At 67.8% G+C, this 25,221-nt stretch carries 29 protein-coding genes; 9 read left to right on the forward strand and 20 right to left on the reverse strand.

The features are described 5' to 3' along the window. Window positions 1–132: 132 nt before the first annotated feature. From C474_RS09500 to serB, 3 genes are all read right to left on the reverse strand, one after another. Window positions 133–1,689 carry a methyl-accepting chemotaxis protein gene (locus tag C474_RS09500; RefSeq protein ID WP_008386232.1) on the reverse strand — a complete coding sequence of 519 codons (1,557 nt, stop codon included), beginning with the start codon at window positions 1,687–1,689 and terminating at the stop codon, window positions 133–135. A 1-nt stretch (window position 1,690) separates the two neighbouring features. Further along, a complete protein-coding gene (locus C474_RS09505) occupies window positions 1,691–1,975 on the reverse strand; it encodes a hypothetical protein (RefSeq protein ID WP_049916889.1) in 285 nt (94 codons plus the stop codon). 159 nt (window positions 1,976–2,134) lie between these two features. Next, window positions 2,135–2,785, reverse strand: a complete 651-nt coding sequence (gene serB / locus C474_RS09510) for a phosphoserine phosphatase SerB (RefSeq protein ID WP_008386235.1) — start codon at window positions 2,783–2,785, stop codon at window positions 2,135–2,137. Between the two features lie 171 nt (window positions 2,786–2,956). Between serB and serA the strand changes: the two genes are divergently transcribed. Continuing rightward, window positions 2,957–4,549: a phosphoglycerate dehydrogenase gene (gene serA, locus C474_RS09515; protein ID WP_008386237.1), complete on the forward strand. Its 1,593-nt coding sequence runs from the start codon at window positions 2,957–2,959 to the stop codon at window positions 4,547–4,549. An 86-nt stretch (window positions 4,550–4,635) separates the two neighbouring features. On the opposite strand, the gene C474_RS09520 is transcribed toward serA, so the two are convergent. The 3 genes from C474_RS09520 to C474_RS09530 form a co-directional block, all read right to left on the reverse strand. Next, complete coding sequence (locus C474_RS09520; RefSeq protein ID WP_083862003.1) at window positions 4,636–5,124, reverse strand: translation initiation factor IF-2; 489 nt, start codon at window positions 5,122–5,124, stop codon at window positions 4,636–4,638. A gap of 84 nt (window positions 5,125–5,208) precedes the next feature. Further along, window positions 5,209–6,474, reverse strand: coding sequence for a threonine synthase (thrC, locus tag C474_RS09525; RefSeq protein ID WP_008386240.1), 1,266 nt, complete (start codon window positions 6,472–6,474; stop codon window positions 5,209–5,211). Window positions 6,475–6,526: 52 nt separating this feature from the next. Continuing rightward, the gene (locus C474_RS09530; protein ID WP_008386242.1) at window positions 6,527–7,213 is read right to left on the reverse strand and encodes a helix-turn-helix domain-containing protein; all 687 of its coding nucleotides are present in this window, start codon (window positions 7,211–7,213) and stop codon (window positions 6,527–6,529) included. Between the two features lie 91 nt (window positions 7,214–7,304). Here C474_RS09530 and C474_RS09535 point away from each other — a divergent pair, with 91 nt between their 5' ends. Then, window positions 7,305–7,916 carry a methyltransferase family protein gene (locus C474_RS09535; protein ID WP_008386244.1) on the forward strand — a complete coding sequence of 204 codons (612 nt, stop codon included), beginning with the start codon at window positions 7,305–7,307 and terminating at the stop codon, window positions 7,914–7,916. An 85-nt stretch (window positions 7,917–8,001) separates the two neighbouring features. Here C474_RS09535 and C474_RS09540 read toward each other — a convergent pair whose 3' ends face one another. The 4 genes from C474_RS09540 to C474_RS09555 all read right to left on the reverse strand — a co-directional run bounded on the left by C474_RS09540 (window position 8,002) and on the right by C474_RS09555 (window position 9,809). After that, a complete protein-coding gene (locus C474_RS09540) occupies window positions 8,002–8,376 on the reverse strand; it encodes a helix-turn-helix domain-containing protein (RefSeq protein ID WP_049916890.1) in 375 nt (124 codons plus the stop codon). Window positions 8,377–8,445: 69 nt separating this feature from the next. Then, window positions 8,446–8,685: a hypothetical protein gene (locus tag C474_RS09545; protein ID WP_008386247.1), complete on the reverse strand. Its 240-nt coding sequence runs from the start codon at window positions 8,683–8,685 to the stop codon at window positions 8,446–8,448. Between the two features lie 77 nt (window positions 8,686–8,762). Further along, a complete protein-coding gene (locus C474_RS09550) occupies window positions 8,763–9,449 on the reverse strand; it encodes a DUF5828 family protein (RefSeq protein WP_008386248.1) in 687 nt (228 codons plus the stop codon). 117 nt (window positions 9,450–9,566) lie between these two features. Beyond that, window positions 9,567–9,809, reverse strand: coding sequence for a hypothetical protein (locus tag C474_RS09555; protein WP_008386249.1), 243 nt, complete (start codon window positions 9,807–9,809; stop codon window positions 9,567–9,569). A gap of 95 nt (window positions 9,810–9,904) precedes the next feature. Here C474_RS09555 and C474_RS09560 point away from each other — a divergent pair, with 95 nt between their 5' ends. After that, window positions 9,905–10,291, forward strand: a complete 387-nt coding sequence (locus C474_RS09560) for a cupin domain-containing protein (RefSeq protein ID WP_008386250.1) — start codon at window positions 9,905–9,907, stop codon at window positions 10,289–10,291. Continuing rightward, window positions 10,288–10,932: a hypothetical protein gene (locus tag C474_RS09565; protein WP_008386251.1), complete on the forward strand. Its 645-nt coding sequence runs from the start codon at window positions 10,288–10,290 to the stop codon at window positions 10,930–10,932. The genes C474_RS09560 and C474_RS09565 overlap by 4 nt, the downstream gene beginning before the upstream one ends. A gap of 73 nt (window positions 10,933–11,005) precedes the next feature. Here the strand turns inward: C474_RS09565 and C474_RS09570 are convergent, their stop codons facing one another. From C474_RS09570 to C474_RS09580, 3 genes are all read right to left on the reverse strand, one after another. Next, a complete protein-coding gene (locus C474_RS09570) occupies window positions 11,006–12,838 on the reverse strand; it encodes a carbon starvation CstA family protein (RefSeq protein WP_008386252.1) in 1,833 nt (610 codons plus the stop codon). A 138-nt stretch (window positions 12,839–12,976) separates the two neighbouring features. After that, a complete protein-coding gene (locus C474_RS09575; RefSeq protein WP_008386253.1) occupies window positions 12,977–13,945 on the reverse strand; it encodes an ArsA family ATPase in 969 nt (322 codons plus the stop codon). Window positions 13,946–13,947: 2 nt separating this feature from the next. Further along, complete coding sequence (locus tag C474_RS09580) at window positions 13,948–14,244, reverse strand: hypothetical protein (protein ID WP_008386254.1); 297 nt, start codon at window positions 14,242–14,244, stop codon at window positions 13,948–13,950. 226 nt (window positions 14,245–14,470) lie between these two features. Here C474_RS09580 and C474_RS09585 point away from each other — a divergent pair, with 226 nt between their 5' ends. Next, on the forward strand, window positions 14,471–15,766 hold the full coding sequence (locus tag C474_RS09585) for a GTP-binding protein (RefSeq protein WP_394295419.1): 1,296 nt from the start codon (window positions 14,471–14,473) through the stop codon (window positions 15,764–15,766). A 13-nt stretch (window positions 15,767–15,779) separates the two neighbouring features. Here the strand turns inward: C474_RS09585 and C474_RS09590 are convergent, their stop codons facing one another. The 3 genes from C474_RS09590 to C474_RS22350 form a co-directional block, all read right to left on the reverse strand. Further along, the gene (locus C474_RS09590; RefSeq protein ID WP_008386256.1) at window positions 15,780–16,187 is read right to left on the reverse strand and encodes an SRPBCC family protein; all 408 of its coding nucleotides are present in this window, start codon (window positions 16,185–16,187) and stop codon (window positions 15,780–15,782) included. A 100-nt stretch (window positions 16,188–16,287) separates the two neighbouring features. Further along, a complete protein-coding gene (locus C474_RS09595; protein WP_008386257.1) occupies window positions 16,288–16,473 on the reverse strand; it encodes a hypothetical protein in 186 nt (61 codons plus the stop codon). 3 nt (window positions 16,474–16,476) lie between these two features. Next, window positions 16,477–16,635: a hypothetical protein gene (locus C474_RS22350; protein WP_160166830.1), complete on the reverse strand. Its 159-nt coding sequence runs from the start codon at window positions 16,633–16,635 to the stop codon at window positions 16,477–16,479. Window positions 16,636–16,838: 203 nt separating this feature from the next. On the opposite strand from C474_RS22350, the gene C474_RS09600 reads away from it, so the two are divergent. Together C474_RS09600 and upp are read left to right on the forward strand one after the other, a co-directional pair. Further along, window positions 16,839–17,027: a hypothetical protein gene (locus C474_RS09600; RefSeq protein WP_008386258.1), complete on the forward strand. Its 189-nt coding sequence runs from the start codon at window positions 16,839–16,841 to the stop codon at window positions 17,025–17,027. A 114-nt stretch (window positions 17,028–17,141) separates the two neighbouring features. Further along, window positions 17,142–17,822 (forward strand): uracil phosphoribosyltransferase, encoded by a 681-nt coding sequence (gene upp, locus C474_RS09605; RefSeq protein ID WP_008386259.1) that lies wholly within the window; start codon window positions 17,142–17,144, stop codon window positions 17,820–17,822. Between the two features lie 36 nt (window positions 17,823–17,858). Here the strand turns inward: upp and C474_RS09610 are convergent, their stop codons facing one another. Further along, complete coding sequence (locus tag C474_RS09610) at window positions 17,859–19,571, reverse strand: glycosyltransferase (protein WP_008386260.1); 1,713 nt, start codon at window positions 19,569–19,571, stop codon at window positions 17,859–17,861. Beyond that, entirely contained in the window at window positions 19,571–19,882 is a 312-nt protein-coding gene (locus tag C474_RS09615; protein ID WP_008386261.1) for a TackOD1 domain-containing metal-binding protein, read from the reverse strand. The genes C474_RS09610 and C474_RS09615 overlap by 1 nt, the downstream gene beginning before the upstream one ends. A gap of 167 nt (window positions 19,883–20,049) precedes the next feature. Here C474_RS09615 and C474_RS09620 point away from each other — a divergent pair, with 167 nt between their 5' ends. Continuing rightward, entirely contained in the window at window positions 20,050–21,147 is a 1,098-nt protein-coding gene (locus C474_RS09620) for a glycoside hydrolase family 26 protein (protein WP_008386263.1), read from the forward strand. 30 nt (window positions 21,148–21,177) lie between these two features. Here the strand turns inward: C474_RS09620 and C474_RS09625 are convergent, their stop codons facing one another. Together C474_RS09625 and C474_RS09630 are read right to left on the reverse strand one after the other, a co-directional pair. Continuing rightward, complete coding sequence (locus tag C474_RS09625) at window positions 21,178–21,555, reverse strand: hypothetical protein (protein ID WP_152421642.1); 378 nt, start codon at window positions 21,553–21,555, stop codon at window positions 21,178–21,180. A gap of 352 nt (window positions 21,556–21,907) precedes the next feature. Then, window positions 21,908–23,995, reverse strand: coding sequence for a S9 family peptidase (locus C474_RS09630; protein WP_008386267.1), 2,088 nt, complete (start codon window positions 23,993–23,995; stop codon window positions 21,908–21,910). A 161-nt stretch (window positions 23,996–24,156) separates the two neighbouring features. Between C474_RS09630 and C474_RS09635 the strand changes: the two genes are divergently transcribed. Beyond that, window positions 24,157–25,191, forward strand: a complete 1,035-nt coding sequence (locus C474_RS09635) for a TAXI family TRAP transporter solute-binding subunit (RefSeq protein WP_049916891.1) — start codon at window positions 24,157–24,159, stop codon at window positions 25,189–25,191. Window positions 25,192–25,221: the final 30 nt, after the last annotated feature.

The following is a 25,221-nucleotide window of genomic DNA, read 5'->3' on the forward strand; positions in this document are numbered from 1 at the left end:
CTCCGCAAATGGGTCAGCGACGCAAAAAGCGTGTCCCGTTCCCCCCGTCGAGACGCCGCGTTCGGTGGACGAGGCGAGAAAATTGAGATAAGCGAGCGGGTTCGGAGAACGGAGCGAAGCGAGGAGAGCGGGTCAGCGACGGGGCTGGGGGCGCCGGCCGGCGCGTTCGGACCTGCCGCCGTCCGTCGCCGTTCGGGCGGCGGCCGTCGGCGTCGGCGCCCGGGCCTCCGAGACGCCCGACGCGTCCGTCGCCGTCGCCTCGGCGGATGCGCCCACTTGGAAGCGAGCCAGGCGGTCGTGGAGCGACGCCGCCGCCGTCGAGAGGTCGCCGATGCTGGTCGCCACCTCGGAGACGGAGGCGGTCTGCTCCTCGGAGGCGGCGGTGACGCTCGATATCTCTTCGCTCGTCCGGTCGCCCGCCTCTCGGGCGTCCTCGGCCTTCAGCAGGGCGTCCTCGGTGGAGGTCGCCTGCTCGGTCGTCGCGCGGTCTATCTCCTGAATCCCGCCGTTGACCTCCTCGACGCGCGCGGCGATGTCTTCGAGGGCGGCCAGCGCGGATCCGACCGTCTCGGTGCCGGAGGTGACCCGGTCGCCGACCTCGCGCATGTCGCCGGCAGTGCCCGCGGCCGACGACTGGATGTCGGTGACGAGCGTCTCGATGCGGCCCGTGGCCGTCGTCGACTCGCTGGCGAGTTCCTTTATCTCGGCGGCGACGACAGCGAATCCCTTGCCGGCCTCGCCCGCGCGGGCGGCCTCGATGGAGGCGTTCAGCGCCAGCAGGTTCGTCCGGTCGGCTATCTCGGTGATGAGGTCGACGATGGCGACGATCTCGTCGAGTTCGTCGCGGAGCGCCTCCACCTCGCCGACGGTCCGGTCGGTCGTCCGCTGGACGTGGTCCATCTCCTCCAGCGCTTCGGTCGCGGACGCGCGGCCCGCCTCGCCGAGTTCGGACGCCTCGCCGGAGGTCTCGGCCACCTGCGTCGTCGACGCCGCCACCTCCTCGACCGTCGCCGAGAGCGTGCTCATCTCGTCGGCGGCCGCCGACAGGTGTCGGTGCTGCTCGTCGGTCTCGCCCGCGACGGCGGTCATCGAGGTGCTCACCTCCTCGCTCGCCATCCGTATCTCACCGGCGCTGGCGTCTATCTGCGCCGTCGAGTCGGCGACGTCGCCCGCGAACGACTGGATGGTCACGACGGTCGTCTCGAGGTCGGCCATCATCCCGTTGAACGACTCGGCCACGCGGGCCATCGCATCGCTCTCGCCGTCCCGGCTCATCCGAACGGTCAGGTCGCCGGCGGCTGCGGCGTCCATCACGCGGTCGAACTCGGCGGCGCCGGTTTCGAGCGACTCGGTCAGTGACTCCGCCGCCGCGCGGGACTCGGCCTCGCTGGCGCGGGAACGCTTCATGTCCTCGACGACGGCGTAGGTGCCCGTCGCGCCGACGGCGAAGACGGCGATGGTCGCCGTCAGGAGCGACACGCTGATGATGTCGAACACTTCCCCGCCGATTCCGAGATGCTCGGCGCTGACGACGCCCGCCCAGAAGAACCCGAGCAGAGCCGCCAACCCGAAGTTCAGCCAGAATCCCGACTCGGCGTCGGCCCGTCGGTAGGTCCGGAACGCGACGACCGCGGTGCCGAGGTACGCGACGGTGCCGACCACGTCGAAGACGGCGGTGAACTCGACCATCTCACTCCGCCTCCTTCGCGAGGACCCGACTCCGCTTGCGGGCCGCGATGAAGAACACGATGCCGGACGCGGCGATACCCGCTCCGTGCTCGACGGCGTTGAACAGGTCCCCGAACGCCAGTGCTTCGAGGTTCGTCGCTAACGCGCCAGCGCACAGTAGGAGATATCCACCCATGAACCACTTCGACTGCGAGGAACGCAGGAGCAACACCGGGACGACGCCGACCAATGCGACCAGTATCAGTACTAGTTCTTTCGGATCTAATGCGGTAAGTTCTGCCGACATGCCTCTGGGAGGGAGTATCAAGCGTTTCGGTATAAGACTACGGCCCCGAATATCAAAATTGGAAGTTTTGGGCGCTCGAGTTCCGTATAGACAACTATTCGTCCGGAAAATGTCGACACGAAAGCACGGTCGGGGGAGAAGACGCGTGGTTCCGTCCGCTTACCGGTCCGTCTTCCGCACGACGCCGTAGCCCTCGAGCACCTTTCCGAGGCGGTACATCGAGGCGACGACCACGTCGCAGGACGGTCGGACGGCCGGTTTGGGGACGAAGCCGACGGCGAGGCCGGCGACTTCGAGCATCGGCAGGTCGTTCGCGCCGTCGCCGACGGCGACGGTTCGAGAGAGTTTCACGTCGAGTTCGTCGGCGAGGGTTTCGAGCGCCTCGTCTTTCGTCCCCTCGATGAGCGACCCCTCCACCTCGCCGGTGAGACGGCCGCCCTCCACCGGGAGGCGGTTGGCGACGATGGTGTCCACCTCGACGCCCTCCTTCTCCAGGGCGCGTTCGACGCCGCGTTCGAACCCGCCCGTGAGCACGGCGACGTGGTGGCCGGCGTCGCGCAGGCGGCCGATGAGTTCCGCCGCGCCGGGACGGAGCGTCACCTCGTCGTACGCTTCCTCGGCGTCCTCGGCTTCGAGTCCGTCGAGGAGTTTCGCCCGCTTCCGGAGGCTGTCGGCGTAGGATATCTCGTCGTTCATCGCCCGTTCGGTGATGTCGGCCATCTCGTCGGCAACCCCCATCCGGCGGCCGAGAAGCACCGTCATCTCCGAGTCCGAGAGCGTTCCGTCGAAGTCGAAGGCCACGAGTCGCATACTCCCCTCTCGTCGGCGGCCGGTTTGAAACCAACTCATCCCGTCCACAGGGGGGAGATACCGCCGTCCCTCCCTCCCGTCGGAACGCCGTCGTGAAGCACGAGAGCACCTAACATAGCCAATACCGCCGACGAAGAAACCCTTAACCGGCGACCTACGGTGATTACGCGCATGAAGGTACTCGTCACGGACCCCATCGACGATGCGGGTCTGGAACGCCTTCGTGAGTCGGGTCACGAAGTCGAGACCGCCTACGATGTAACAGGGGAGGCGCTGTTGGACGCCGTCGCGGACGCGAACGCGCTCGTCGTTCGCTCCGGGACCGAAGTGGACGAAGCGCTGTTCGAGGCGGCGCCGGACCTCGTCATCGTCGGCCGCGCCGGCATCGGCGTCGACAACATCGACATCGACGCCGCGACTGACCACGGGGTCATCGTCGCCAACGCGCCGGAAGGAAACGTCCGCGCCGCCGCCGAGCACACCGTCGCGATGGCGTTCGCCGCCGCGCGCTCCATCCCGCAGGCGCACGCCCGCCTCAAGGACGGCGAGTGGGCCAAGGGCGACTACCTCGGCACCGAACTGAACGCGAAGACGCTCGGCATCGTCGGACTCGGCCGCGTCGGCCAAGAGGTGGCCAAACGGCTGGACGGCATCGGCATGGACCTCGTCGCGTACGACCCCTACATCAGCGAGGAACGCGCCGACCGACTCGGCGCCGAACTCGTGGAGTTCGAGGCGTGTCTCGAACGCGCGGACTTTCTGACGGTCCACACGCCGCTGACGCCCGAGACGGCGGACCTCATCTCCACCGACGAGTTGGAACTGATGGGCGGCGGTTACGTCGTCAACTGCGCCCGCGGCGGCGTCGTCGACGAGGACGCCCTCGCCGCCGCCGTCGAGGACGGAACGCTCGACGGCGCGGCCATCGACGTGTTCGCCGACGAACCCGTCTCGGCCGACAACCCCCTGCTCTCCGTGGAGGACGTCGTCGTCACCCCGCACCTCGGCGCTTCGACCGAGGCCGCCCAAGAGAACGTCGCCACCTCCATCGCCGACCAGATAGACGCCGCGTTCAACGACGAACCCGTCATGAACGCGCTGAACGCGCCGTCGGTGGACGAGGCGGCCTTCCCGCGCATCCGGCCGTACATCGACCTCGCGGAGACGGCCGGCAAGGTTGCCGCCCAACTCTTCGACAGTCGCATCTCGAGCGTCGAAGTCTCCTACGAGGGCGAAATCGCCGAGGAGGACATCGAACTCGTCACCGCCTCGGCGCTGAAGGGCGTCTTCGAACCGCTGGAGTGGCAGGTCAACGCCGTCAACGCCCCGAGCATCGCCGAGGAACGCGGCATCGACGTGACCGAGTCGAAGACGCTCCAGGCGGCCGACTTTCAGAGTCTCGTCACCGTCACCGTTGGCAACGACGAGGACTCGCTCGCCGTCTGCGGAACGCTGTTCGCCGGCGACGACCCGCGCATCGTCCGCATCGACGGCTACCGCGTCGACGCCATCCCGCACGGGCAGATGCTCGTCGCCCGCAACTACGACAAACCGGGCGTCATCGGGTTCATCGGCGGCGTCCTCGGGGACAACAACGTCAATATCGCCGGGATGTTCAACGCCCGCAGACACGAGGAGGGCGGCGAAGCGATAACCGTCTACAACCTCGACGACCCGGTCTCCGAGGAGGTCCAGGAGAAACTGCTCGCGGACGAACGCATCACCGACGTGAAATACCTCACGCTGAACGGCACCGACGAGTAGGTCGGCGGCGGTGAGCGGAGGGGGCGACGGGGGGAATCGGAGTTACAGTTCGCGTTCGGGTTCTTTTGCGTGACGGCCTCGGAGCCTCAGAGACCGGTCTGTCGCTGCCACGCGTGGTAGCGCCGTCGAAGGCGCGTCCATTGCGCGTCGAGTTCGTCGGCTAGCCGTCGCGCGAGCGACTTCGTCGGGGCGGGCGAGGTGTGCGGCGGCGACGGCGACGACCGCGCGGACGTGCCCGGCGCCGGCGTCGAGGGGGCCGTCTCGGTCTCGACTTCGACGTCGGCGTCGGTCTTGCCGTCGAGGAGTCGCTCGTACCGGTCGATGACGTCCTGTCGTCGCTGGCGGGTATCTCGAAGTTCCTGCCGCAGGTCCTCGTTCTCCGCTCTGAGCCGTTCGACCTCCGCTTCGAGCGTGGGCGGCGCGCCGCCGCGTCCGTCGGTCCGGGCGTTCGACTCGTTCGCGTCCGAGGCGGCGTCGCGGGGACGGTCGAACCGGTGTTCGTCCCGGATCGGGAACGTCCGCGACCCGTTCGACCCACCGCTCACCGTCCCAGTCGGCATCGTTGGCGAGGGCATACGTGCGAGGAAGTACCAGGGCGCTAAGAAAGTACGTCAGACCGCCGTCATTCACCAGATAGAAGAGAAGACAGTCTCAAAGTCCTACGTCGAGCCGATGTGGTCGAGCACCGCTTCGGTCGAGTTCGCCACGGGTTCGGGTTCGTTGCCCGCCTCGAACGCCGCGTCGGGGTCTTTCAGCAGGTGGCCGGTGGTGAGACAGACCACGTCCTCGTCGGCGTCGACGACGCCGTCGGACCGAAGTTTACGCAGGCCGGCGACGGAGGCGGCGGAGGCGGGTTCGACGCCGATACCCTCGCGGGCCAGGTCGCGCTGCGCCGAGGTTATCTCCGCGTCGGAGACGGCGACGGCCGTCCCGTTCGTCTGTCGGATGCCGGGGAGCGCCTTCGGCGCGTTGACGGGGTTGCCGATGCGGATGGCCGTCGCGCGCGTCTCCACCTCGTCCCAGCGTTCGGTGTCCTCCCAGCCGTTCTCGACGGCCTCGACCATCGGCGCGGCGCCCTCCGCCTGCACGCCGGTGAGTTTCGGCACGTTCTCGGGGTCCAGCGACCCGGACTGGACGAGTTCGCGGAACGCCTTGTACAGCGCCGCGGTGTTGCCCGCGTTGCCGACGGGGAGGACGATGCGGTCCGGGAACCGGTCGTAGTCGTCGCGGAACTCCTCTAAAATCTCCAGCCCGATGGTCTTCTGCCCCTCCAGTCGGAACGGGTTGAGAGAGTTCAGCAGGTACACCTCGCCGCGTTCGGCGAGGTCCTGCACGATGTCGAGACAGGAGTCGAAGTTGCCGTCGACTTCGAGGATGCGGGCGTCGTGGAGGGCGGCCTGCGCTATCTTCCCGGCGGCGACTTTTCCGGAGGGGAGGAGTACCAGCGTCTGCATCCCGCCGCGGGCGCCGTAGGCGGCGAGGGCGGCGGAAGTGTTGCCCGTGGAGGCGCAGGCGAGTCGGTCGACGCCGAGTTCCTTCGCCACGCGGACGCCGACGGTCATCCCGCGGTCTTTGAAACTGCCCGTCGGATTCATCCCCTCGTGCTTGATGCGGAGGGTGTTCACGTCGATGTCCTCGCGCAGGCGGGGGGCCTCGTGGAGGGGCGTGCCGCCCTCGGGGAGACTGACGCCCTCCTCGAACGGGAGCGCCGAGCGGTAGCGCCAGACGCCGCGGCCCTGGCCCTCGAAGTCGTCGAGGGAGGGCGGGTCGGCGTACTTGACTTCGAGCAGGTGGCCGCCGTCGCTGGTGTACCGTATCTCGTCGAAGGGGGCGTACGTCTCGCCCGTCTCGATGCACTCCAGCCACACGCCGTCCTCGGCGACGTCCGGGGCGTCCGGCGCGGGTGCGGTGAGGTCGAGGCTCATTGTCCACAGCCTCGGAGTCGGCGAGCAAAAAGGGGGACGGTTCGGACGCGTCTCAGTCGTCGACTCGACGGCGACCGTGGCGTTCGACCAGTCGCCGCATCGCCCCCGATTCAGCCCGTTGGAGCAGGTCCGAAGCCGTGCTCGGCGCGCAGTCGAGTTCGTCGGCCACGTCTCCGACGCCGGCTTCCCGCGGAATCTCGTAGAATCCGAGTTCTGCGGCGGTTCCGACGGCCTCCAGTTGACGTGTCGTGAGTTCGCCCGCGACGGGCGCGTGTCGCCTGTCGTACTCGCCGACGGCCTTCACGGTCACGTCTATCTCCTCGGGGAGGTCCGAGAGCATCGCCCGCAACTCCTCGCCGGGGCCGACGAGAATCATGTGGAACGCGGCGTTTTCGTCGTAGACGACGGGCGGTGCGAGGACGAGGTTCAGATCGGCGAACGCCTCTCTCCACGCCACGTCCTCGGGGCGCGTCTCCTGACTGACGTAGACGTAGAACGACTCGTCGTCTATCGGCGTGAGGTCGTACCACCGGACGGAGTCGACGGCCGAGAGCGCCGCTTCGTACGGCTCGCGGTCCGCCTCGGCGTAGAACAGTTCGTGTTCGACGCTTCTGTCGCCCGTGACCCCGCTCCACGCCTGCAGTTCCTCGTACCGCACGGCGTCCCCGTCGCGGATGAACTCCTGCATCGGGTGCAGCATCCACCGCGGTTGCGAGAGGCGCACGTCGAGATACTTCACGCCTGGTGCTTCCGGCGGCGCGGACTTGAAACTTAAACGAGCTAGTATCGCCGCGGAAAACTCCACGCGGCGACGGCCAGAATCGACGCGTATGGTGTGGACAGTCACGACGGCCCTGTTCGCGGTCGGCGCAGTCGCCGGAGTCGGTAACCTGGTCGGTATCGTCGCGAGCGCTCTCGGATGGGCGGACTACTGGCCGCCGGGAGACAGAAGCTGGGAGTACTACGCTCACTGGACGCTCTCGCAGGTGGTCAACCTCTCTTTGGCCGGGGTCGCGTACCTCGACTGGAACGCCCTCGGACTCCCGCAACCGGCGGCGGTCGTCGGCGGCGGCGTCCTCTTTGCGGTGTGGTACGGTGCCGCACTCGCCGCCGGGTTGGACTTGGGCGTCGAAGAGACGAAGGGGCTGACCGGCGACCTTCGCACCGACGGCTGGTATCGCTACTCTCGAAACCCGCAGTACGTCTGTTACATCGTCGCGACGGTCGGATTCGCGGTGATGGCGGGGTCGACGCTGGCGGCCGGACTCTGTGCGGTCTATCTCGCGTGGTGGCTGGTCCTCCCGTTCGCCGAGGAACCGTGGCTCCGCGAACAGTACGGGGAGGCGTACGAGCGCTACGCCGAACGCGTCCCGAGGTTCGTCGGTCCGCGTTCGCTCTCGGCGCTGACCGGCGACGCGCGGTCGAACGCCGATCCGGAGTGACAGGGGCCGCAGGCGGTGGCCCGCGTGGGAGAAACGCTGCCGGAGGGGACGAACCGTCGGCCGCGAGTCCGTGCGTTCGCGCCGGTCACTCCTCTCTACCGTACTCCTCGATGCTCCCGTGGACCTGTTCGACCCACTCGTCGAGGGCGGCGTGGAGCATCTCCTTGGCCTCCGGGAGCGGCGTCCCCGTGTACTGGTAGACGTAGCCGCCGGGGTCGAGCAGTCGTCGCTCGCGGTCCGCGAGGTTCTTCTCCATCAGCGTCGTCAGCGAGCGGTTGACGTTGCTCCGGTCGCGCTCTAAGATGTCCGCGAGTTCGGCGACGGTGCTGCCGGGGTTCTCGAGGAGCGTGAGGTAGGTCCGACTCTCGTGGTCCTGGACGCCGAAGACGCACGCGAGCACGCGTTGAAAGCTCGGGTCGTCCGTCTCGATGAGGTCCCCCATGTTGGGCGTATCGCTCATGTTCCCCCCTTGACCGCCCGCCCGATTAAAACGACCTGCAATCGGTAGCCGTCGCGGGCGCCGTCTGGCTCACTCGTTTCGCGCGTAGCCCATCTTCAGGATGCACTCGCGCATTCCGGCCTCGTCGGCGTGCTTGTGCAGCGTCGTCGGCGTGTCGCAGTAGTAGGTCGTGCCGTCGTGGCGGAGCGACACTTCGTGGACGCCGCCGAGCATCTCCGCTTCGACGACGACGCGGCGCCCCTCGCGGACCGCGTCGAGTATCTCTTCGACCGTCAACTCGCCGGACTTCGCGCGAAGTGGCTCGGACATCGCTCGTACGGAAGGACCTCTCGATAATGAGGGTACCGTCGGCGGAGAGGGTCGCGACGAGCGAATCGGGTGGGAAGTCAGTTCGTGCCGGGGTTCGACTCCGGTTTCGACTCCGGCGGCTCGACGCCCTCGGCCGCCTCGGCGTTCGTCGTCTCCTTCTCGACGTCGACGTGCCAGCGGTCCACCGTGTCGTCGTACTCGCCCAACCGGGTGCTGACGGCGGATTTCAGCTCGTCGTCGTTGATGTTCACCTCGAAGATGAACGTCACCTCCTCCTCGCCGCGGTGGGACTTCTGGATGTTGGCGCTGATGAGTTCGTTGTCGAAGTAGTACGGCGCGAGTTGGGTCATCACCTTCCGGTAGACGGTGTCTTCGACCTTTCGGAGCGCCCGTCGGCCGGCGGAGTCGGCGGCGCGGGCGACGTAGCCGATGGACTCGCTCCAGCGTTCGACGGCGCCGTCGTTGTCCCCCTCGTCCACCTTCTGATACGACTCGGACAACTTCTCGCCGGCCGTCTGAAGGTCCTCGTTGGGCTCTTTACCCGCCTTCTCCCCTTCGCCTTCGCCGACGCTCGCCTGCGCCGCCGTCTTCTCGTTCACGTCCTCGCTCAGCCGTTCGTGCGCCTTGGGACGCCACTCGTCCCACTGCTCGAACGCCTCGCTCTCGACGCCGGCGTCGCGAAGCGCGCGGGTGATGCGCTCGCCGTGTTCGACGATGTCGCCCCACGACCCGCGGATCTTGAAGCCGGAAACGCTCTCTTCCATCTGGTTGAGGGGTGATAAGTCCGGAGCCGTATAAAACTCTACTTGCGGCTTGCATCCGGTCAGGCTGTCACACGGTATCGTCCCTTGCTCGGCCGACGACGGCCGTCGCGGGGCGAGTTAGCGCGACCCGTAGACGAACCGCGAGGCGGCGTCGTCGAGACGGGAGACGGCGCTCGAAAGCCACGCGGCGGGCGAGGTGGCCCGCAACTCCCGGTCGGAGAGTTCGATGCGGTCGTCGCCGAACGTCGACGCGCGTCTCTCGTCGGCGTCGTCGCCGTCTGTCTCCGCTCCCCCCCCGACGGCGTCCACGACGGTGGACATCGCACACCGGCCGCAGGACTCGGTTCGTTTCCCGGACATCTCTGTTCACTCGTCGTACGGGACCCTCACGATTAAAACGTTGTGACCGCGGCGGACCCGGGGCGCTTTTGAGAACGTGCGGAGTGTGAACGCGTATGGGATACCGCGTCGTGGACTGCGAGACGGTGGAACCGAGCGACGATAGGGACTGCGAGATGCGCCGTCTGTCCGGACCCGCCGAGTTGGAGAACGTCGCTCTCAACCGGTTCCGCGCGGAACCGGGTCAGGAGCTTCCGCTGGCGTACCACTACCACGAAGAACAAGAGGAGGTGTTCTACGTGCTCTCGGGGACGCTGTCGGTCGAAACGCCCGAGGAGACGTACGAGGTGGGAGAGAACTGCCTGTTCGCCGTCGACCCGGGGAGCCCGCAACGAGCGTACAACCCCGCGGACGCCGACGACGCGGTGAACGTCCTCGCCCTCGGCGCGCCGCCCGTCTCCGGCGACGCGGTGCCGTACGACCCGGAGGACGGGGAGGAATGAGCGAGGCGGCCGACGACGGAGACGGCTCGTTCGACCCGAAGGCCGCCGCCGAGGAGGCTGGCATCGACCTCTCGGACGTCCCCGACTGGGAGGACGAGTACCTCGACCGGGTGTCCGACCGCCTCATGTTCAACTACGACTTAGAGCGGGACCGAAGCGTCCGCGGCGAGCGGTTCGACCTGTTCGGGGAGATGCGTATCGAGAGCGAAAAGCGGTTCTTCCACCCCGCCCTGAACTACGCGAACCACGAGACCCGAGAGTTCCTGTTCGCTCGGCGCGTCCCGAACGCGACGCGGGCGGAGTTAGAGCGACTGGTCGAACTCGGCCACGAACTGGCCGGAGCGTGGATAGACGCCGACGAGGAGCACTTCGGCACCGACTTCACGTTCGTCCTCCTCGCCGACGCGGTGCCTGAGGACGTGCGCGCGTTCGTCGCCGACTTCTCCGACCGGACGCTCCTGAAGTACGGCTACTACGGCCACTACGAGGTGAACCTCGCCGTCGTCGCCCCCGACGCCGAGGACGCCGTCGCCAGCGAGGGCGCCGACGCGGCGCGGGCGTTCACGCTGTGGGACGACGTGGACCCCACCCGGCGAGAACGGGGCGTCGTCGCCCGCCTGCTGGACCGTCTGCGCCGCTGAGCAGGCGGAGAACGGAATTGGAGGGTGAGAAACGAGAGGCGAAGAGGCTGGGGGGCGGCGGTCCGCGCGCGGTTCAGTCGTCGCTCGGCGAGTAGCCGCCCTCTTCGGGTTTCGCGCGGACGCGCTGGATGTTGCGGTAGCCCATCACCACCAAGGAGAGCGCGAGGTAGATGAGCACGAACGCGATGGCTATCTGGACCACCGCCGACAGCATGGCGAACGCGCCCGCCTCGGCCATCCACGCGTCGTTGAGGAACTTCGCGTAGACGTTGTCGTGCAGCGCCAGCCACAGCAGCCCGATGATGGTGATGAACGTCATCAGCGCCATCGGCGCGCCGGTGCTGAGGAGCTGTTTCGACTCGCTCCAGTTGGCCAGCCACACCGTCGCGGTGAGCAGCGCCAAGGCGGCGAGCAGTTGGTTGGCGCCGCCGAACAGTTGCCACAGCGTCAGCCACGACCCGCTGGTGATGAGGACGTACGCCGGAAGCGCCTGCACGAGAGCGTTACCGTAGCGGTCCGCCGCGAACGACTCGACGGACGACTCGGGCGTCCCGATTATCTCCTCCATCATGTACCGGCCCAGACGGACGGCCGTGTCCGTCGACGTGAGGAGGAAGCTGACGAGCACGAGCGCCATGAACGGTCCGCCGAAGGAGGCGGGGATGCCGAAACTCGTCAGGATGATACCGCCGCCCGTGGCGAACGTCGGCAGGGCGAGGCCGATGCCGCCGCCGACTTCGGGCGCGACGATGGCGACGGTGATGAGCGCCACGGTGGCGAGCAGTCCCTCGCCGAGCATTCCACCGTAGCCGATGACGCGCGCGTCGGACTCCTGATTCAGTTGCTTCGAGGTGGTCCCCGAGGAGACAAGCGAGTGGAAGCCGCTGATGGTCCCGCAGGCGATGGTGATGAACAGGAGCGGGAACAGCGGCGCGCCGGAGCGACCGATGAACCCGTAGTACGGTTCGAGGTTGGTCGTCAGCGGTTGGCTCGGCGTCACCGCCGAGATGCCGAACGCCGCGCCGGCGGTGCCGACGATGACGGCGACCAGCGCCCCGCCGACGCCCGTGTACAGCAGGAACGACGAGAGGTAGTCCCGCGGTTGCAGGAGCACCCAGACCGGGAGGGCGCTCGCGAGCGCCCCGTAGAGGAGGATGACGGGCACCCACGCCGCGGTGTTGGTGCCGAGCGAGGACGCTCCCGGAATCCACGACCCGCCGCTCGCGAACAGCACGAAGGTGTCTGCGGGCGCCCGCGAGGCCGGTTCGAAGAGCGCGAGGGGGTAGTGCGTCCCCAACCAGACGCCGACGAACATCGCGACGACGAACGCCACGGTGCCGGGGATGAAGGGGAGGTTCAGTTGGTAGAGGTAGACGCCGAAGACGACGGCGAGTCCGATGTAGATCAGACTGGCCGTCGCCGCCTCGGGGTACGCGTCGAACACGATGGCGACCACGAGGGCGAACACCGCCACGACGAGGACGATGGTGAGGAAGGCGAACCACAACAGCATGTTCTTACCCCGTTCGCCGACGTACTCGCCGATGATGTAGCCGATGGACTTCCCCTCGTGTCGGAGACTGGCCGACAGCGAGACGAAGTCGTGGACGCTGCCCATCAGCGGGTTCCCGATGGCTATCCACGCGAGCGCCGGGACCCACCCCCAGACGACGCCGGCCGTGATGGGGCCGACGATGGGCGCCCCGCCCGCGATGCTCGAATAGTGATGCCCGAGCAGGACCGGCTTCTTCGCCGGGACGTACTCCTGCCCGTCTTCGTACTTGTGCGCCGGCGTCGACCGACTGTCGTCGAGTTCGACGAACCGGGCGAGGTATCTCGAATAGCCGAGATATCCCACCGTGAAGAGCGCCAGCACCGCCGCCACGAGCCAGATGACTTGTACCATTGTATGACAGCCTCACTCACCCCTCATGGATAACAGCGGTTTAACGGTAACGATTGTTATCGTTCGAAAGCGGGTGTTAACTCCCGCTACCGCCGATATTCGGCAACATAGTCCGATTTAAGCGCCGGATGCCGACCCTCACGCGGGCCGTTCGGCGGCCGCGTCGATATCCAACTCCGCGGCCACCTCTTCGAGGAAGTCCCCCTTCACCTCGGAGACGCGGGTGGCTATCTCGGCGACGACCGGGTAGTCGAACGACTCGCGGAGTTCGCGCAGGCGTTCGCGTTCGGTCGCCACCCGGTCGCGGAGGAAGCGCGCGCCGCGGCCCTCCTCGTGCGCCTCCGGTTCCGGCGTGAGGCGGTTGACGGCGAGGCCGCCGACGGTCAGCCCGTAGGATTCTAAGTCGTCGGCCGCCCGGCGGGTCTCCCGCAGGGAGAGTTCGTCGGGGTTGACGACGAGGAAGAACGTCGACGCCTCGCGGAGCGTCTCGCCCGCGAACTCGAAGCGCTCCTTTCTGGTTTGCAGTCGGGCGAGGATGGGGTCGCCGTCCATCACGCGCCGGGGTTCGTTGTTGCCTATCGCCGCCTTCTCGTAGAGGTCGATGGACTTCTCGCGCTTGTGTGCGAGTCGGTCTATCCACCCCTCCAAGAGGTCCGGCAGCGAGAGCAATCGGAGCGTCCCGCCCGTCGGCGAGGTGTCGAAGACGACGCGGTCGAACGCCTCGGAGGACTGCATCACCTCGATGAAGCGGTCCATCAGCGCCGACTCGTACGCGCCGGGCGTCTGGTGGGCCATCTCGATTTGCCTATCGATTTCGTTGACCATCGCCGGACTCACCTGACTGCTCATCGCACGCTTGGTCTCCATCAGGTGTCGCTCCACCTCGTCCTCGGGGTCTATCTCCATCGCCGAGAGGTTCTCGACGCCCTCGACGGCCTGCGGGTCGTTCCCGAACTGCTGGTCGAACACGTCGGAGGTGCTGTGGGCGGGGTCGGTGGAGACGACGAGCGTTTCGAGGCCGGCGCGGGCGCACTTCAGCGCGTACGCCGAGGAGACGGTGGTCTTACCGACGCCGCCCTTGCCGCCGAAGAAGACGAACTTGCGCATCGTCAGAAGTGGTACTGGTGGCCCTTCCGTTCGAGCAGCGACCCGCGGTCCCACATCCGCCGCTCCCACGCCTCGAACTCGTCTTCGAGGTACGGCAGGAGTTCGGCGGTGTAGTAGGAGACGGGACTCGGGATGCCGAACGCCTCCGGAAAGCACGCCAGCATGAACGTGTCTTCTTGGTCTTCGGCCTCCTGCTCTATCTTCTCGTACGCCGGGTGCGAGACGAGTCCGTGGTAGAAGCCGCGAAGCCACTCTTCGAGGGCCTCGCGATAGTCGCCGATGCGGTCCGCGAGCGTCATGCGTTCACGTACCCCGGCCGGCGCGGAAAAGGATGTCGTTCGCGGGCGTCGACGGGGATTCCGCCGGTTCAGCCCGTGACGCACCGGGAGCGTCTCGGAAGGATTGCCCGCACCGGGCGGGCCGTTCGACCCGACGTCGGCGTCGGATTCGACGGCGGCGAGAAGAGAACACGCGAGCGGGCACCGCAGGTTGAAATACCGTGCCGGACCACTCTCGGACATGAGTCTGGGCGCGGCCAACGCGATACCGGTCACCATCCTGACGGGGAGCCTCGGCGCCGGCAAGACGACGCTCCTGAACCGCATCCTGCGGAACGCCGGCGACCGGAAGGTGGCCGTCCTCGTCAACGACATGGGCGAGTTGAACGTCGACGCCGAACTCGTCAGCGAGGAGTCCGAACTGTCCGTCGCCGACGGCACCGTCGCCGAGTTGTCGAACGGCTGTATCTGCTGTGAACTCCGCGACGACCTCGAAACCGCCGTGGTCCGCCTCGCCCGCGAGCGCTCGTTCGACCACCTCGTCGTCGAACCCTCTGGAATCAGCGAACCCGCGCCCGTCGCGCGCCTGTTCACCGGCGGGTCGCCCGCGGCCGCCCGGTACGAGGTGGACGCCGTCGTCGCCGTCGTCGACGCTCGGCAGTTCGCGGACACGTTCGACGGCGACGGCGAACCGACGAGGACCGTCGAGACGGGCGGCGACGGCGAGCGTCGCCCCCTCTCGGACCTCCTGGTCGAGCAGGTGGAGTTCGCCGACCTCGTCGTCCTGAACAAACGCGATTTGGTGAGCGAGGCCGAACTCGCGCGCGTGAAGTCGGTCGTTCGCGCCCTGCGACCCGACGCCGAAGTCATCCCCGCGGAGTACGCCGCGGTGTCGGTCGACCGACTGTTCGACATCCGCCTGTTCGACCCGGGGACGGCCGCCGAACGCGCCGGGTGGCGGCGGACGCTTGATGAGGCGGAGTCGGAGTCGGAGTCTGCATCGGCGGCGCACGGCGACCATCGCGACCACGAGCACAGCCACAGCCACGACAACAGCCACGAACACGCCCACCCCGAGGAGGCGTACGGCGTCGACTCGTTCGCCTACCGGCGTCGGCGGCCGTTCCACCCGGAGCGAGCGGCGGCCCTCCTCTCGGACCTCCCCGAGTCGGTCCTCCGCGCGAAGGGGTCGATGTGGGTCGCGGGGCGCGAGGACGCCCACCTCACCTACAGTCGGGCCGGGCCCTCGGCGTACGCCGAGGCGACGGGCCGGTGGGTGGCGAGCCTCCCCGAGTTCGAGCAGGACGCCTACCGGCGGAACCGCTCGGACCTCGGGTTCGAGTGGGACGAGGAGTGGGGCGACCGGCGCACGGGATTGGTGTTCATCGGCCGCGAAATGGACGAGGGGGCGCTGACCGCCGCGTTGGACGACTGTCTGCTCACCGACGAGGAGTTCTCCGCGGAGTGGGACGCCTTCGAGAACGCCTTCCCCGAGGAACCCGGCGCGCGGACGACGTTAGCGGAACCGACGCCCGAGGAGTGAATCCGGATTCGCGCTACGCGTCCGCGGCGAGGGCGTCGAGGGCGCGTTCGAGTTCGCCGCGGCGCTTCCACGCCGCGAGGCGGTCGGTCACCGCCGGAAGGGGCAGTCCGAGCGCGACCGACGAACGGGCGGTGACGGAGGCGCCGCCGTCGGCCGGTTCGACGGAGACGACCGTCTCCATCGCCTCGAACGGTCCGGCCTCGCCGTCCTGTTCGTAGCGGAGGCCGTCCTCGATGGACTCGAAGCGGAGGGCGAACTCGACGCCGCGCGCGCCGACGACTACGACCGTCTCCGGATCCTCCTCGCGGACCCCTCGGACGTCGAAGCTACCCTCGTACCGCACCATCGCCTCGGGCGCGAGTCGTCGGAGCACCGTCGGTTTCGACCGCGGGACGAACCGGGAGACCGTCACCTGACGCATACGCTAGCTGGTGGGAACGGCCGCGTATACCTGCCGACTCGGGTCGGCGGCGAACGAGTCGGAACGGGTCGGTCGGGTCCGGACGAACGGACCGGATTCGCTATCGGACGCTGTCGAGCGACCGAGCGACGGAACGGTCGACGGTTATCCACTGGGTCGCCAGCGTTCGCTCTCCGGGCGAGAAGATGGTCAGTTCGGACGGATTCGTCCGGTCGTCGTACAGACACTCCAACTCGACGTCGGGCGCGTCGTCGGGCTCCTCGGGCGCCCGTCTCTTCGAGTCCATCGATTACGCGGTCACGTCCGCCTTCAGACAGTTCGCACAGCGAATCTTCCCGCCGCGCGCCTTCCGCGTCGAGACGTACTCGCCGCAGTCGAAACACCGTACCCGACTGCGCGCGTACTCGGTGTGCGATGCGACGGGCGTCCGTCCACCGTGTTCGGTCATATCCGGTACCATGCGGGCAGCGTACAAAAGTACTTTGACAGATAGGTTCCTATTCGAGAATTTGCTTTCCTTCCGCGGTTCTATTCGGTAGATATCGTTATCTCTAGACTATTCTCACTACTTCGATGGACGATCGGTCGTATACGGGGCGCAGGAGAAAGCACCGGGCGGAACTATAAGCGCGCGAGCCGGAACTGTCCCGCATGGGAACGGACACCGCCTCGCGCGGCGACCCGCGCGTGCTGTTCGTCATGAATCTCGTCCTCTCCTCGGTGTTCGCCGCAGGGGTCGTCTGGGGGCTGGACTTCCTCGGGATGCTGGCGCTGACGTTCGTGAACGTCGCGTCGTTGGCGCTCGTCGTGATGGCTGTGACGTATCTCGTTACGCGATGACGCGGCGACGACGCGCCCGCGACCCGCACTGCCTCGCGTGAACCACCCGCACGAGCGCGTCTGCGGGGGATTCATCGGAATTTATGTCGCTGGGGGGTCCGCGTTTCGAACAACATGCCCATCGAAGACCGAGACGACGCGTACCTCATCACGCACGCGCTGGCGAAGGACACGCTGCTGCGACTCCGCGACGTGGAGACCGAGCAGGTGGCGTTCCGCAAAGGGCTCGTGAAACTCGGGCGCATCTGCGGCTACGAGATAATAGACGGCGTGATGGAGACGGAGTACGTGACGGTGCAGACACCGCTGACGGAGACGACGGGCGAACGCGTGAAGGGACTCGACGACGTGGTCATCATCAACGTCCTCCGCGCGGCGACGCCGTTCGTGGAGGGACTGTTGAAGGCGTTCCCGCGTGCCAAGCAGGGCGTCATCAGCGCCGGCCGCGACGAGGACGCCGGGATGGACGAGGAGGGGGAGTTCCCCATCACCGTCGACTACGTGAAACTGCCCGAGATAACCGAGAAGGACACCGTCATCGTGGCCGACCCGATGCTGGCGACGGGCAGCACGATGTGCGCCGTCCTCGACCACGTCCTGGAGAGCACCGAGGCCGACCCCACGGACCTGTTCGTGCTCTCGGCGGTATCCGCACCGGACGGCCTCCTCCGCGTCGACGGCCAGTTCCCCGAGGCGGACCTGCTGACCGTCTCCATCGACGACCACCTCGACGACGACGGCTACATCGTCCCCGGACTCGGCGACGCCGGCGACCGGGCGTTCCGCACGAAGTAGTCTCTCTTCCTCTCTCGTCTCGCCGCGGCCCCCCGCTCAGTCGTCGGCGGGGGTGCCGGCGGAGGGCGCGTTCGACGATGGCTCCTGACGCGCCCGCGCGACCGACTCCCAGCGCTCGCTCGACCCGCGGAGGAACCCGACGAGCGTCCGAAACACCACGAAATCGAGGAACTGCCGGTAGCCGACGACGTGGAACGGGACGTACGCGAGCAGTCGCCAGTCGCCCCCGGACACGTCGAGCGCCGTCGCCGCGACGAGCGAGAGGACCACGACGAAGTAGCCGGTGGCGAGAGCGACGGAGAGGAGAGTGCCGTGGAGCGCCGCGCCGATTAACGTCGCCGTGACCAACATCCCCGCCAGCGGGACGAACAGCAGCGAGCACGCCCACAGGGGGAACGTAAACCGGTGGAGAGAGCCGTACGCAGGCGTCCAGAGCACGTCGCGATGCTTGCGGAGCGTCTGGACGTTTCCGCGGGTCCAGCGGAGCCGCTGGTGGAGGAGGTCCGCGAAGGAGAACGGCGCCTCCGTGTAGACGACGCCCTCGGACAGTTCCACCCGCCAACCGGCTTTCAGGAGTGTGAGCGTCAGGTCGAAGTCCTCGGTCACGGTGTCGGGGTCGTAGCCGCCGACGCCGACCAGCGCCTCGCGGCGGAACGCACCGAGACAGCCGGGGACGACCATCACCGACCCGAGGTGGGAGAACGCGCGTCGGAGCGTGTTGATGCCGAGGACGTACTCCAACGCCTGCACGCCGCCGACGACGCCCTCGGGGTTGTCGATGACGACGGTCCCCGCGACGGCGCCCAGTTCGGGGTCCGCGTCGAGTTTCGCCACTGCCGTCCGGAGCGCCCCGGGGTCGAGGACGCTGTCGGCGTCGACGGTGACGACGAACTCGCCGCGGCCGCACGAGAGCGCGAAGTTCAGCGCGGCGTGCTTGCCGCCGTTCGCGCGGTGGTACACGGATACTCGGTCGTCGCGGTCACGGTAGGCGGCCGCCTCCGCGTACGTGCCGTCGGTGCTCCCGTCGTCGACGACGAGCACCTCCATCCTGTCGGCGGGGTAGTCGGAGGCGAGTATCGACTCGATGCAGGCGCCGACGTAACCGGACTCGTTGTACGCGGGGACGAGCACGCTCACGAACGGCGCGTCGCCGCCGAACGTCTCGTCCGGTTCGGGGCGACTGCGGACCTGCGCGAACGTCAGCGGAACGACCACCGCGACGAGACAGGAGACGACGAGAAAGCCCGCGAAGACGGCCGACTCGAACGCCGAGGGGAGGCGCCAGCCGAAGACGGCGCCCGCGGTGAGGCCGAGCAGCGACAGCATGGTGAGTGGCCACGTCGGGACCCGAAGACGCGTCGACGCCGCCCGACGGATGTCCCCGCCGAATGCCAGAGCGATCAACCACGGGAGGCACAGCGACGTGAGGAGGGCGAACTCGGCCGCTGCGACCGTGAGCCGTTCGACGAACGAGAGTGCGCCCGCGAACGCGAGAGCGAGGAACGCGGCGGCGGCGACCCAGACGGGTACCGGGAGGCGGGCGGCGAAGAGCCGGTCGAACCGCTGCGGCCACCGCTCGGCGGCGAAGAGCAGGGTCGAGAGGACGAGCGCGAAGCCGAGCGGTGCGAGGACGAGCGGGGCCGGAAACAGCAGCATCCCGGCGAGGACGGCGACGAGGAGGAACAGCAACTGCACCGGGGCGCGACCGGCCCATCGGGCCGCCCGGTCCGACGACGCCGCCTCCGCCATCAGTCGGACTCCGCCGCCCGCGGCACGCGCGAGGCGAACGAGACCGGCGCGTCGAACCGGTGGTCGCAGGACGAGCAGTCGTACAGAAAGCCGACGCACCGCAGGTCCTCGTCCGCCGGCGCGAGCGTCGCGTCGCACTTCGGACAGACGACGGCCGGACCGTCGGCGCCGAAGGCGGCGACGACGTCGACGAACCCGCACCGCACGTGCTCGAACGCGCCGACCCGCCGAACCCGGCCCTCGCCGCAGTCGGGGCACTCCGGGTCGGCGCGGCGGCTTCGAGAGACCGGCGCGTGTGTTCTCTCCACCATGCAACTAATATCGAATTTTAGATATATTGTTATCAGTCAGTGACCGCGAAGCGGTCGCGGCGAAATCGGTCGTTTAATCGTCCTCGGACGGTGTAACGGCCGGTTTAGCGGCGGAGGTGCCGGGGTAGCGGTGTGCTACTAATGACGGGTCCGGACGGAGGGCGCGTATGGACCGACGGCAGTTTCTCGGGTTGGTCGGCGCGTCGGCGGGCGCCGCTGTCGGCGTCGCGGGACTGACGCGGACCGCCTCGGAGACGGGAGCGACGCGGACGGGCGACTTTCTCGCCGGCGTCTCGGTCGACCGGCCGACCGTCGAGACGCTCGACCGCTTCGAGCGCTGGACCGGGAAGCGACACGCCGTCGTCACGCAGTACGCCGCCCTCGGGCAGTCCGACGAGGAGATAGCGTGGACGATGTCGGTGCTCGAAGCCCTGTGGGAACGGGGGCACGTGCCGATGCTCGTACTCGAACCGACGTTCGGGTCGGAGGCGGCGACACCGACCACCGTCTCGGCCGACGTGGCCGCGGGCGACCACGACGGCCGGGTGGACGCGTGGGGCGACGCCCTGACCGACTGGGTCCGCCGCGGGTTCGGTCGCCCGAACCGACGCCTCTTCGTCGAGTTCGCCCCCGAGATGAACGGCGACTGGGTGAAGTGGGGCGCGCCCGCCGGCGGGTCGACGCCCGAGGACTACGTCGAGATGTTCCGCCGGGTGCGCGGCCGCGTGATGTCGACGGGACTCGACGCCTCGGACGTGCAGTGGGTCTGGGGGCCGAACGCCGGCGGCCGCGGCGGCATCCCGATTCCGCGCTACTACCCCGGCGACGACGCCGTCGACTGGGCGGCCGTCAACGGCTACAACTGGTGGGAGTGGGCCGGGTGGTTCTCGCCCCCGGAGATATACGCCAAGGCGTTCGAGCAGGTCCGGAGCGTCACCGACGCGCCCCTCGCCATCACCGAAGTCGCCTGCTCCAGCGAGGTCGGGGGCGGCAACGACCCCGAGCGAAAGGCGGCGTGGATAGCCGACTTCTACGACTACGTCGTCGCCGAGGACGTGCGACTCGTCTCGTGGTTCGAGCACGCGAAGGAGACGGACTGGCGCGTCTTCGACGGCGTCCGCGGCACCGACGGGGCGACGGTGGGCGGCGAGACGGTCCGCGTGTACGACGCCTACAAGCGGGTGATGGACCGGGAGTCGACGCTCGGCGCGCACCCGACCGACCCGCGGCGATTGACTGACAGAGAGTTCCGCGGCGCGTTCTGAGTCCGCTTCGGCGAATCCGGGAGAAGCGCCCTACTCGTCGTCGCCCGGCAGTTCGCGGAGGAGACCGAACCGGACGCGGTAGAGCACGGTGCCGACGGCTTTGCCGAGACCGTAGTGGTGCCTGAACGCGTCCGGGTCAGGGGACGCACGCCGAAGCAGGAGGTGCCACCCGATGCGACAGAGGCCGAACAGGAGGCCGCGGCGGCGACTCGTCCGGATGCGGCCGGCGTCGCGGTCGTACAGGGCGCGGTGTATCGCCGCCGTCACCGCCCCTGCGGCGAGTCCGAGAGGCGAGAGCGATTCGACGTCCTCGCCGTGCCGGCGCAGGAACCGTCGAAGCCACACCGCGTATCCGAGCGTGGCGACTCCGAGGAGGAGTCCGAGGCGGGCGCGCATTCGTCGTTTCACTCTACCATCAGTTTCGTGCGCGCCTATCACTGTTGTGTTGAGTATGGCGACCCCGTTGCCGCCGACTCGCCTCCGACCCCTCGTCGCCCGAGTAACCCCCTCGCTTCGGATGGAACCCCACCGCAGTCTCCCGGTTTTTCTTCGAATTGAACGAGACGAAACGGACCACTCGACGGCACCCGTGGGAAACGTAGTCACGGGGTTGACGATGGATCGGGGGACGAACGCGCCGATCAACCCCTTCGCTTCCGCTCGAAACCGATAGACTGCGGTCCGAGAGGGCGGCGAGAAGCGGAGCGGAAACGACCCCTCGGAGCGAGAGGGTGCGGCACGTACTCCTCCGGAGACGCGCCTACCGGTCGTCTTCGTTCTCGTCTCCGCCTTCCGTTTCGTTCTCGTCGTCCGCGGCGGCCGAGAGGCCGTCGTCGCCGCGCTCGAGCGCTTTCGGCGCGTCGTGGTGCTCGGAGTAGCCGTCGAACCAGCGGACGGTGCGTTCGAGTCTGTCGACGACGTGGGCGGGTTCGCCCGAGCGAGAGAGTTCGTGTCCCTCGCGCGGATACCTGACGAGGCGAGTCTCGACGCCGTTCTTCTTCATGAACAGGTAGAACATCTCGCCGTTGTTGACGGGAACTCGGAAGTCGTTGTCCGCGTGCATCACGAGCGTCGGCGTCGTCACCTCGTCGGCGTAGGCGACGGGCGATTGCTCCCAGAGGAACTCGGGGTCCTCCCACGGGGCTGAATCGAAGTCGCCCTCGATAAGTTTGAACGCGTCCGTCGACCCGTAGAACGACGAGAGGTCGAACACGCCGCGTTGGGCGACGGCGCCCGCGAAGAAGTCGGTGTGACCGGCTATCCACCCGGTCATGAACCCGCCGAACGATCCGCCGGTGACGAACGCGTTCGACTCGTCGACGTAGTCGCGTTCGCACACCGCTTCGACGCCGTTCATCACGTCCGTCATCGTCACGTCGCCCCAGTCGGACTCGATGGCCGTGGTGAACGCTTCGCCGTAGCCGGTGGACCCGCGGGGGTTCGACCAGAAGACGACGTACCCGCGGGCGGCCAGCAGTTGGTACTCGTGCCACATCGACCCCGAGGCGGTCCACATCGCGTGCGGCCCGCCGTGAATCTCCGCGACGAGCGGGTAGGTCTCGTCCTCGTCTCGCGACTCGTCGTCGAACTCCGGCGGCGTCAGCACCCACCCCTGCACCTCCCTACTGTCGGACTCGAACCACAGTTCCTCGGGTTCGCCAACGTCGACGCCGGCGAGGTAGTCGGCGTTCACCTCGGTCAGGCGCGTCTCCTCGCCGTCGCGGAAGGAGAACACGTCGCCGCGGTGGTCCCACTCGCTCTTGGCGTAGGCGACGACCGGGTCCCCGGCGTCGCCGTCGACGGAGAGACCCGTCGCGTGGCCCTCGTCGGCGAGGAGTTCGGGTTCCTCGGCGGCGTCGCCCCTGACCCGGCGCGAGACGTAGTGACCCTCGTCCGGGGTGAGAAAGTAGACGAACTCCTCGCTCGGTCCCCACTCGAACCCCGAGAGGTCGACGGTGCGGTCGAGGTTCTCCGTCGGCGTCGTCGTCTCGTCCGTCTCGGGGTCGTAGACGCGGATGTCGGAACTCCGCATCGACAGGCGCTCCTCGGGCGTGTGACCGTAGGCGACGCGGCCGTCGGAGGCTACGTCCATCACCAACCCCCAACACGTCGTGCGCGTCACGTCGGAGAGGTCGCGGTCGTCGGAGTCGAGGTCGACGGATTGGATGTCGATGACGACGCTGTCGTCGGGTTCGACCTCGCCCTGGGGATATTTCACGCCGAGATACAGCGTTTCGTCGTCGCGCCACGCGGGCGAGACGTGGTCGAGTTCGCCGTCGGTGAGGCGTTCGACGCGGTCGGAGGAGGCGGCGTCCCCGCCTTCGCCCTCGACGTCGGCGACGTAGATGTGCGCGACGGTGCCGTCGCGGTAGCGTTCGTGCTGTCGGTAGACGAGTCGGTCGACGACGCGCGGGTCGGGCGTCTCGCGTTCGTACTCCTCGCCGTCGAGGCCGACGTCGATGCCGTCCTCNCGCTCAGAGATGTGTATAAGAGACAGCCACTCGATACCGGAGACGCCGCCGGGCACGTCCGTGATTCGCTCGGCCTCGCCGCCGCCGAGGGGGAGCACCCACAGTTGCGGCCGGTCGTCCTCGGCGCCGCGCGTTGAGACGAACGCAAGTCGGTCGCCGTCGGGACTCCACCGGGGTTGAGAGTCGTCGCCCTCGGCGATAGTGAGACGGCGGGGGTCCTCGCTCCCGTCGGTCGGGACGACGTAGACGGTCTGTTCGTAGGATTCCCCGTCTCTCGGTACCTTGCGGACGAAGGCGACGCGCGTCCCGTCGGGCGACACCCGCGGGTCCTCCACCTGCACGATATCGTGGTAGTCCGTCGCGGCGACGTGAGTCATACCGCCGCGTTCGGAACCTCCGCTGAAAGCCTTACGCCCACCGGCGGGGACGGCCGCCGCCGCCCCGTTCGTGTAAGATCGTTGAGCTAAATTCCGTATTTGCAGATAATCCGGGAATTGATAACAATGTGTATATACGTGGCGAAGGTAAGTACGGAGATATGGCAGGTAACATGCGACGCCGTGAGTTCATCGCAGCGACCGGCGCGGCGGGCATAGTCGGTATCGCGGGCTGTTCCAGCAACGGGAACGAGGGCGAGACGACGACGACCTCGGGCGGCGAGGAGACGGAGACGGGGACGGGAACGGGGACCGAGACGGAGTCGTCGGGCGGCGGGTCCGGCGGCAGCGGACGCCTCTCGTGGCACGCCGGCGGGACCGGCGGGACGTACTTCCCGCTGTCGAACGAGTTCAAGACCGTCGTCGAGGACAACACCGACTTCACCCTTCAGGTGCAGTCGACGGGGGCGTCGGTGGAGAACGTCGGCAGTCTCGCCCGCGGCGAGGCGGACTTCGCGCTTATCCAGAACGACATCGCCTACTTCGCGTTCAACGGGGAAGGCATCGACGCCTTCCAGGGCAACGCCGTCAAGAGCCTTCGCGGTGTGGCGACACTCTACCCGGAGACAATCCACATCGTTACGCTCGCCGGGACGGGCATCCAGTCCCCCTCGGACCTCTCAGGAAAGACCATCAACACCGGCGACCTCGGGTCGGGGACGCAGGTGAACGCGACGCAGATTCTCGAAGCGCTCGGCGTCTCCGACTACGAGGAGCAGAACACCGGGTTCTCCACGGCGTCCGACCAGTTGAAGAACGGCGACATCGACGCGGCGTTCGTCGTCGGCGGGTGGCCCGTCGGCGCCATCGAGGAACTGGCGGCGACCGAGGACGTGGTCGTCGTCCCCGTCGAGGGCGACAACAGGCAGGCGGTCAAGGACGCCGCGCCGTTCTACGCCGACGACGAGATTCCCTCCGGGACGTACGGCCTCGACTCCGCCGTCCCGACGGTGTCGGTGCAGGCGATGATAGCGACGACGACGCAGGTGGCGGACGGAACGGTCGAGAGTGTCGCGGGCGCCATCTTCGATAACACGGATCAACTCACCATCAAGACCGACTTCATCACGAAGGAGTCCGCCCAGGACGGGATGTCCATCGACCTCCACCCGGGCGCGAAAGCCTACTTCGGGTAGCGGTCGGCCGTGATATCGAGACGAACCGCA

Source organism: Halogeometricum pallidum JCM 14848 (assembly GCF_000337095.1).
Classification (GTDB): Archaea; Halobacteriota; Halobacteria; order Halobacteriales; family Haloferacaceae; genus Halogeometricum; species Halogeometricum pallidum.

What these genes read in the sequence shown, in the direction of transcription:
- C474_RS09500 (WP_008386232.1), bottom strand. Translation starts at nt 1,689, where the DNA reads ATGGTCGAGTTCACCGCCGTCTTCGACGTGGTCGGCACCGTCGCGTAC.
- C474_RS09505 (WP_049916889.1), bottom strand. Translation starts at nt 1,975, where the DNA reads ATGTCGGCAGAACTTACCGCATTAGATCCGAAAGAACTAGTACTGATA.
- serB (WP_008386235.1), bottom strand. Translation starts at nt 2,785, where the DNA reads ATGCGACTCGTGGCCTTCGACTTCGACGGAACGCTCTCGGACTCGGAG.
- serA (WP_008386237.1), top strand. Translation starts at nt 2,957, where the DNA reads ATGAAGGTACTCGTCACGGACCCCATCGACGATGCGGGTCTGGAACGC.
- C474_RS09520 (WP_083862003.1), bottom strand. Translation starts at nt 5,124, where the DNA reads ATGCCCTCGCCAACGATGCCGACTGGGACGGTGAGCGGTGGGTCGAAC.
- thrC (WP_008386240.1), bottom strand. Translation starts at nt 6,474, where the DNA reads ATGAGCCTCGACCTCACCGCACCCGCGCCGGACGCCCCGGACGTCGCC.
- C474_RS09535 (WP_008386244.1), top strand. Translation starts at nt 7,305, where the DNA reads ATGGTGTGGACAGTCACGACGGCCCTGTTCGCGGTCGGCGCAGTCGCC.
- C474_RS09540 (WP_049916890.1), bottom strand. Translation starts at nt 8,376, where the DNA reads ATGAGCGATACGCCCAACATGGGGGACCTCATCGAGACGGACGACCCG.
- C474_RS09545 (WP_008386247.1), bottom strand. Translation starts at nt 8,685, where the DNA reads ATGTCCGAGCCACTTCGCGCGAAGTCCGGCGAGTTGACGGTCGAAGAG.
- C474_RS09550 (WP_008386248.1), bottom strand. Translation starts at nt 9,449, where the DNA reads ATGGAAGAGAGCGTTTCCGGCTTCAAGATCCGCGGGTCGTGGGGCGAC.
- C474_RS09555 (WP_008386249.1), bottom strand. Translation starts at nt 9,809, where the DNA reads ATGTCCGGGAAACGAACCGAGTCCTGCGGCCGGTGTGCGATGTCCACC.
- C474_RS09560 (WP_008386250.1), top strand. Translation starts at nt 9,905, where the DNA reads ATGGGATACCGCGTCGTGGACTGCGAGACGGTGGAACCGAGCGACGAT.
- C474_RS09565 (WP_008386251.1), top strand. Translation starts at nt 10,288, where the DNA reads ATGAGCGAGGCGGCCGACGACGGAGACGGCTCGTTCGACCCGAAGGCC.
- C474_RS09570 (WP_008386252.1), bottom strand. Translation starts at nt 12,838, where the DNA reads ATGGTACAAGTCATCTGGCTCGTGGCGGCGGTGCTGGCGCTCTTCACG.
- C474_RS09575 (WP_008386253.1), bottom strand. Translation starts at nt 13,945, where the DNA reads ATGCGCAAGTTCGTCTTCTTCGGCGGCAAGGGCGGCGTCGGTAAGACC.
- C474_RS09580 (WP_008386254.1), bottom strand. Translation starts at nt 14,244, where the DNA reads ATGACGCTCGCGGACCGCATCGGCGACTATCGCGAGGCCCTCGAAGAG.
- C474_RS09590 (WP_008386256.1), bottom strand. Translation starts at nt 16,187, where the DNA reads ATGCGTCAGGTGACGGTCTCCCGGTTCGTCCCGCGGTCGAAACCGACG.
- C474_RS09595 (WP_008386257.1), bottom strand. Translation starts at nt 16,473, where the DNA reads ATGGACTCGAAGAGACGGGCGCCCGAGGAGCCCGACGACGCGCCCGAC.
- C474_RS22350 (WP_160166830.1), bottom strand. Translation starts at nt 16,635, where the DNA reads ATGACCGAACACGGTGGACGGACGCCCGTCGCATCGCACACCGAGTAC.
- C474_RS09600 (WP_008386258.1), top strand. Translation starts at nt 16,839, where the DNA reads ATGGGAACGGACACCGCCTCGCGCGGCGACCCGCGCGTGCTGTTCGTC.
- upp (WP_008386259.1), top strand. Translation starts at nt 17,142, where the DNA reads ATGCCCATCGAAGACCGAGACGACGCGTACCTCATCACGCACGCGCTG.
- C474_RS09610 (WP_008386260.1), bottom strand. Translation starts at nt 19,571, where the DNA reads ATGGCGGAGGCGGCGTCGTCGGACCGGGCGGCCCGATGGGCCGGTCGC.
- C474_RS09615 (WP_008386261.1), bottom strand. Translation starts at nt 19,882, where the DNA reads ATGGTGGAGAGAACACACGCGCCGGTCTCTCGAAGCCGCCGCGCCGAC.
- C474_RS09620 (WP_008386263.1), top strand. Translation starts at nt 20,050, where the DNA reads ATGGACCGACGGCAGTTTCTCGGGTTGGTCGGCGCGTCGGCGGGCGCC.
- C474_RS09635 (WP_049916891.1), top strand. Translation starts at nt 24,157, where the DNA reads ATGGCAGGTAACATGCGACGCCGTGAGTTCATCGCAGCGACCGGCGCG.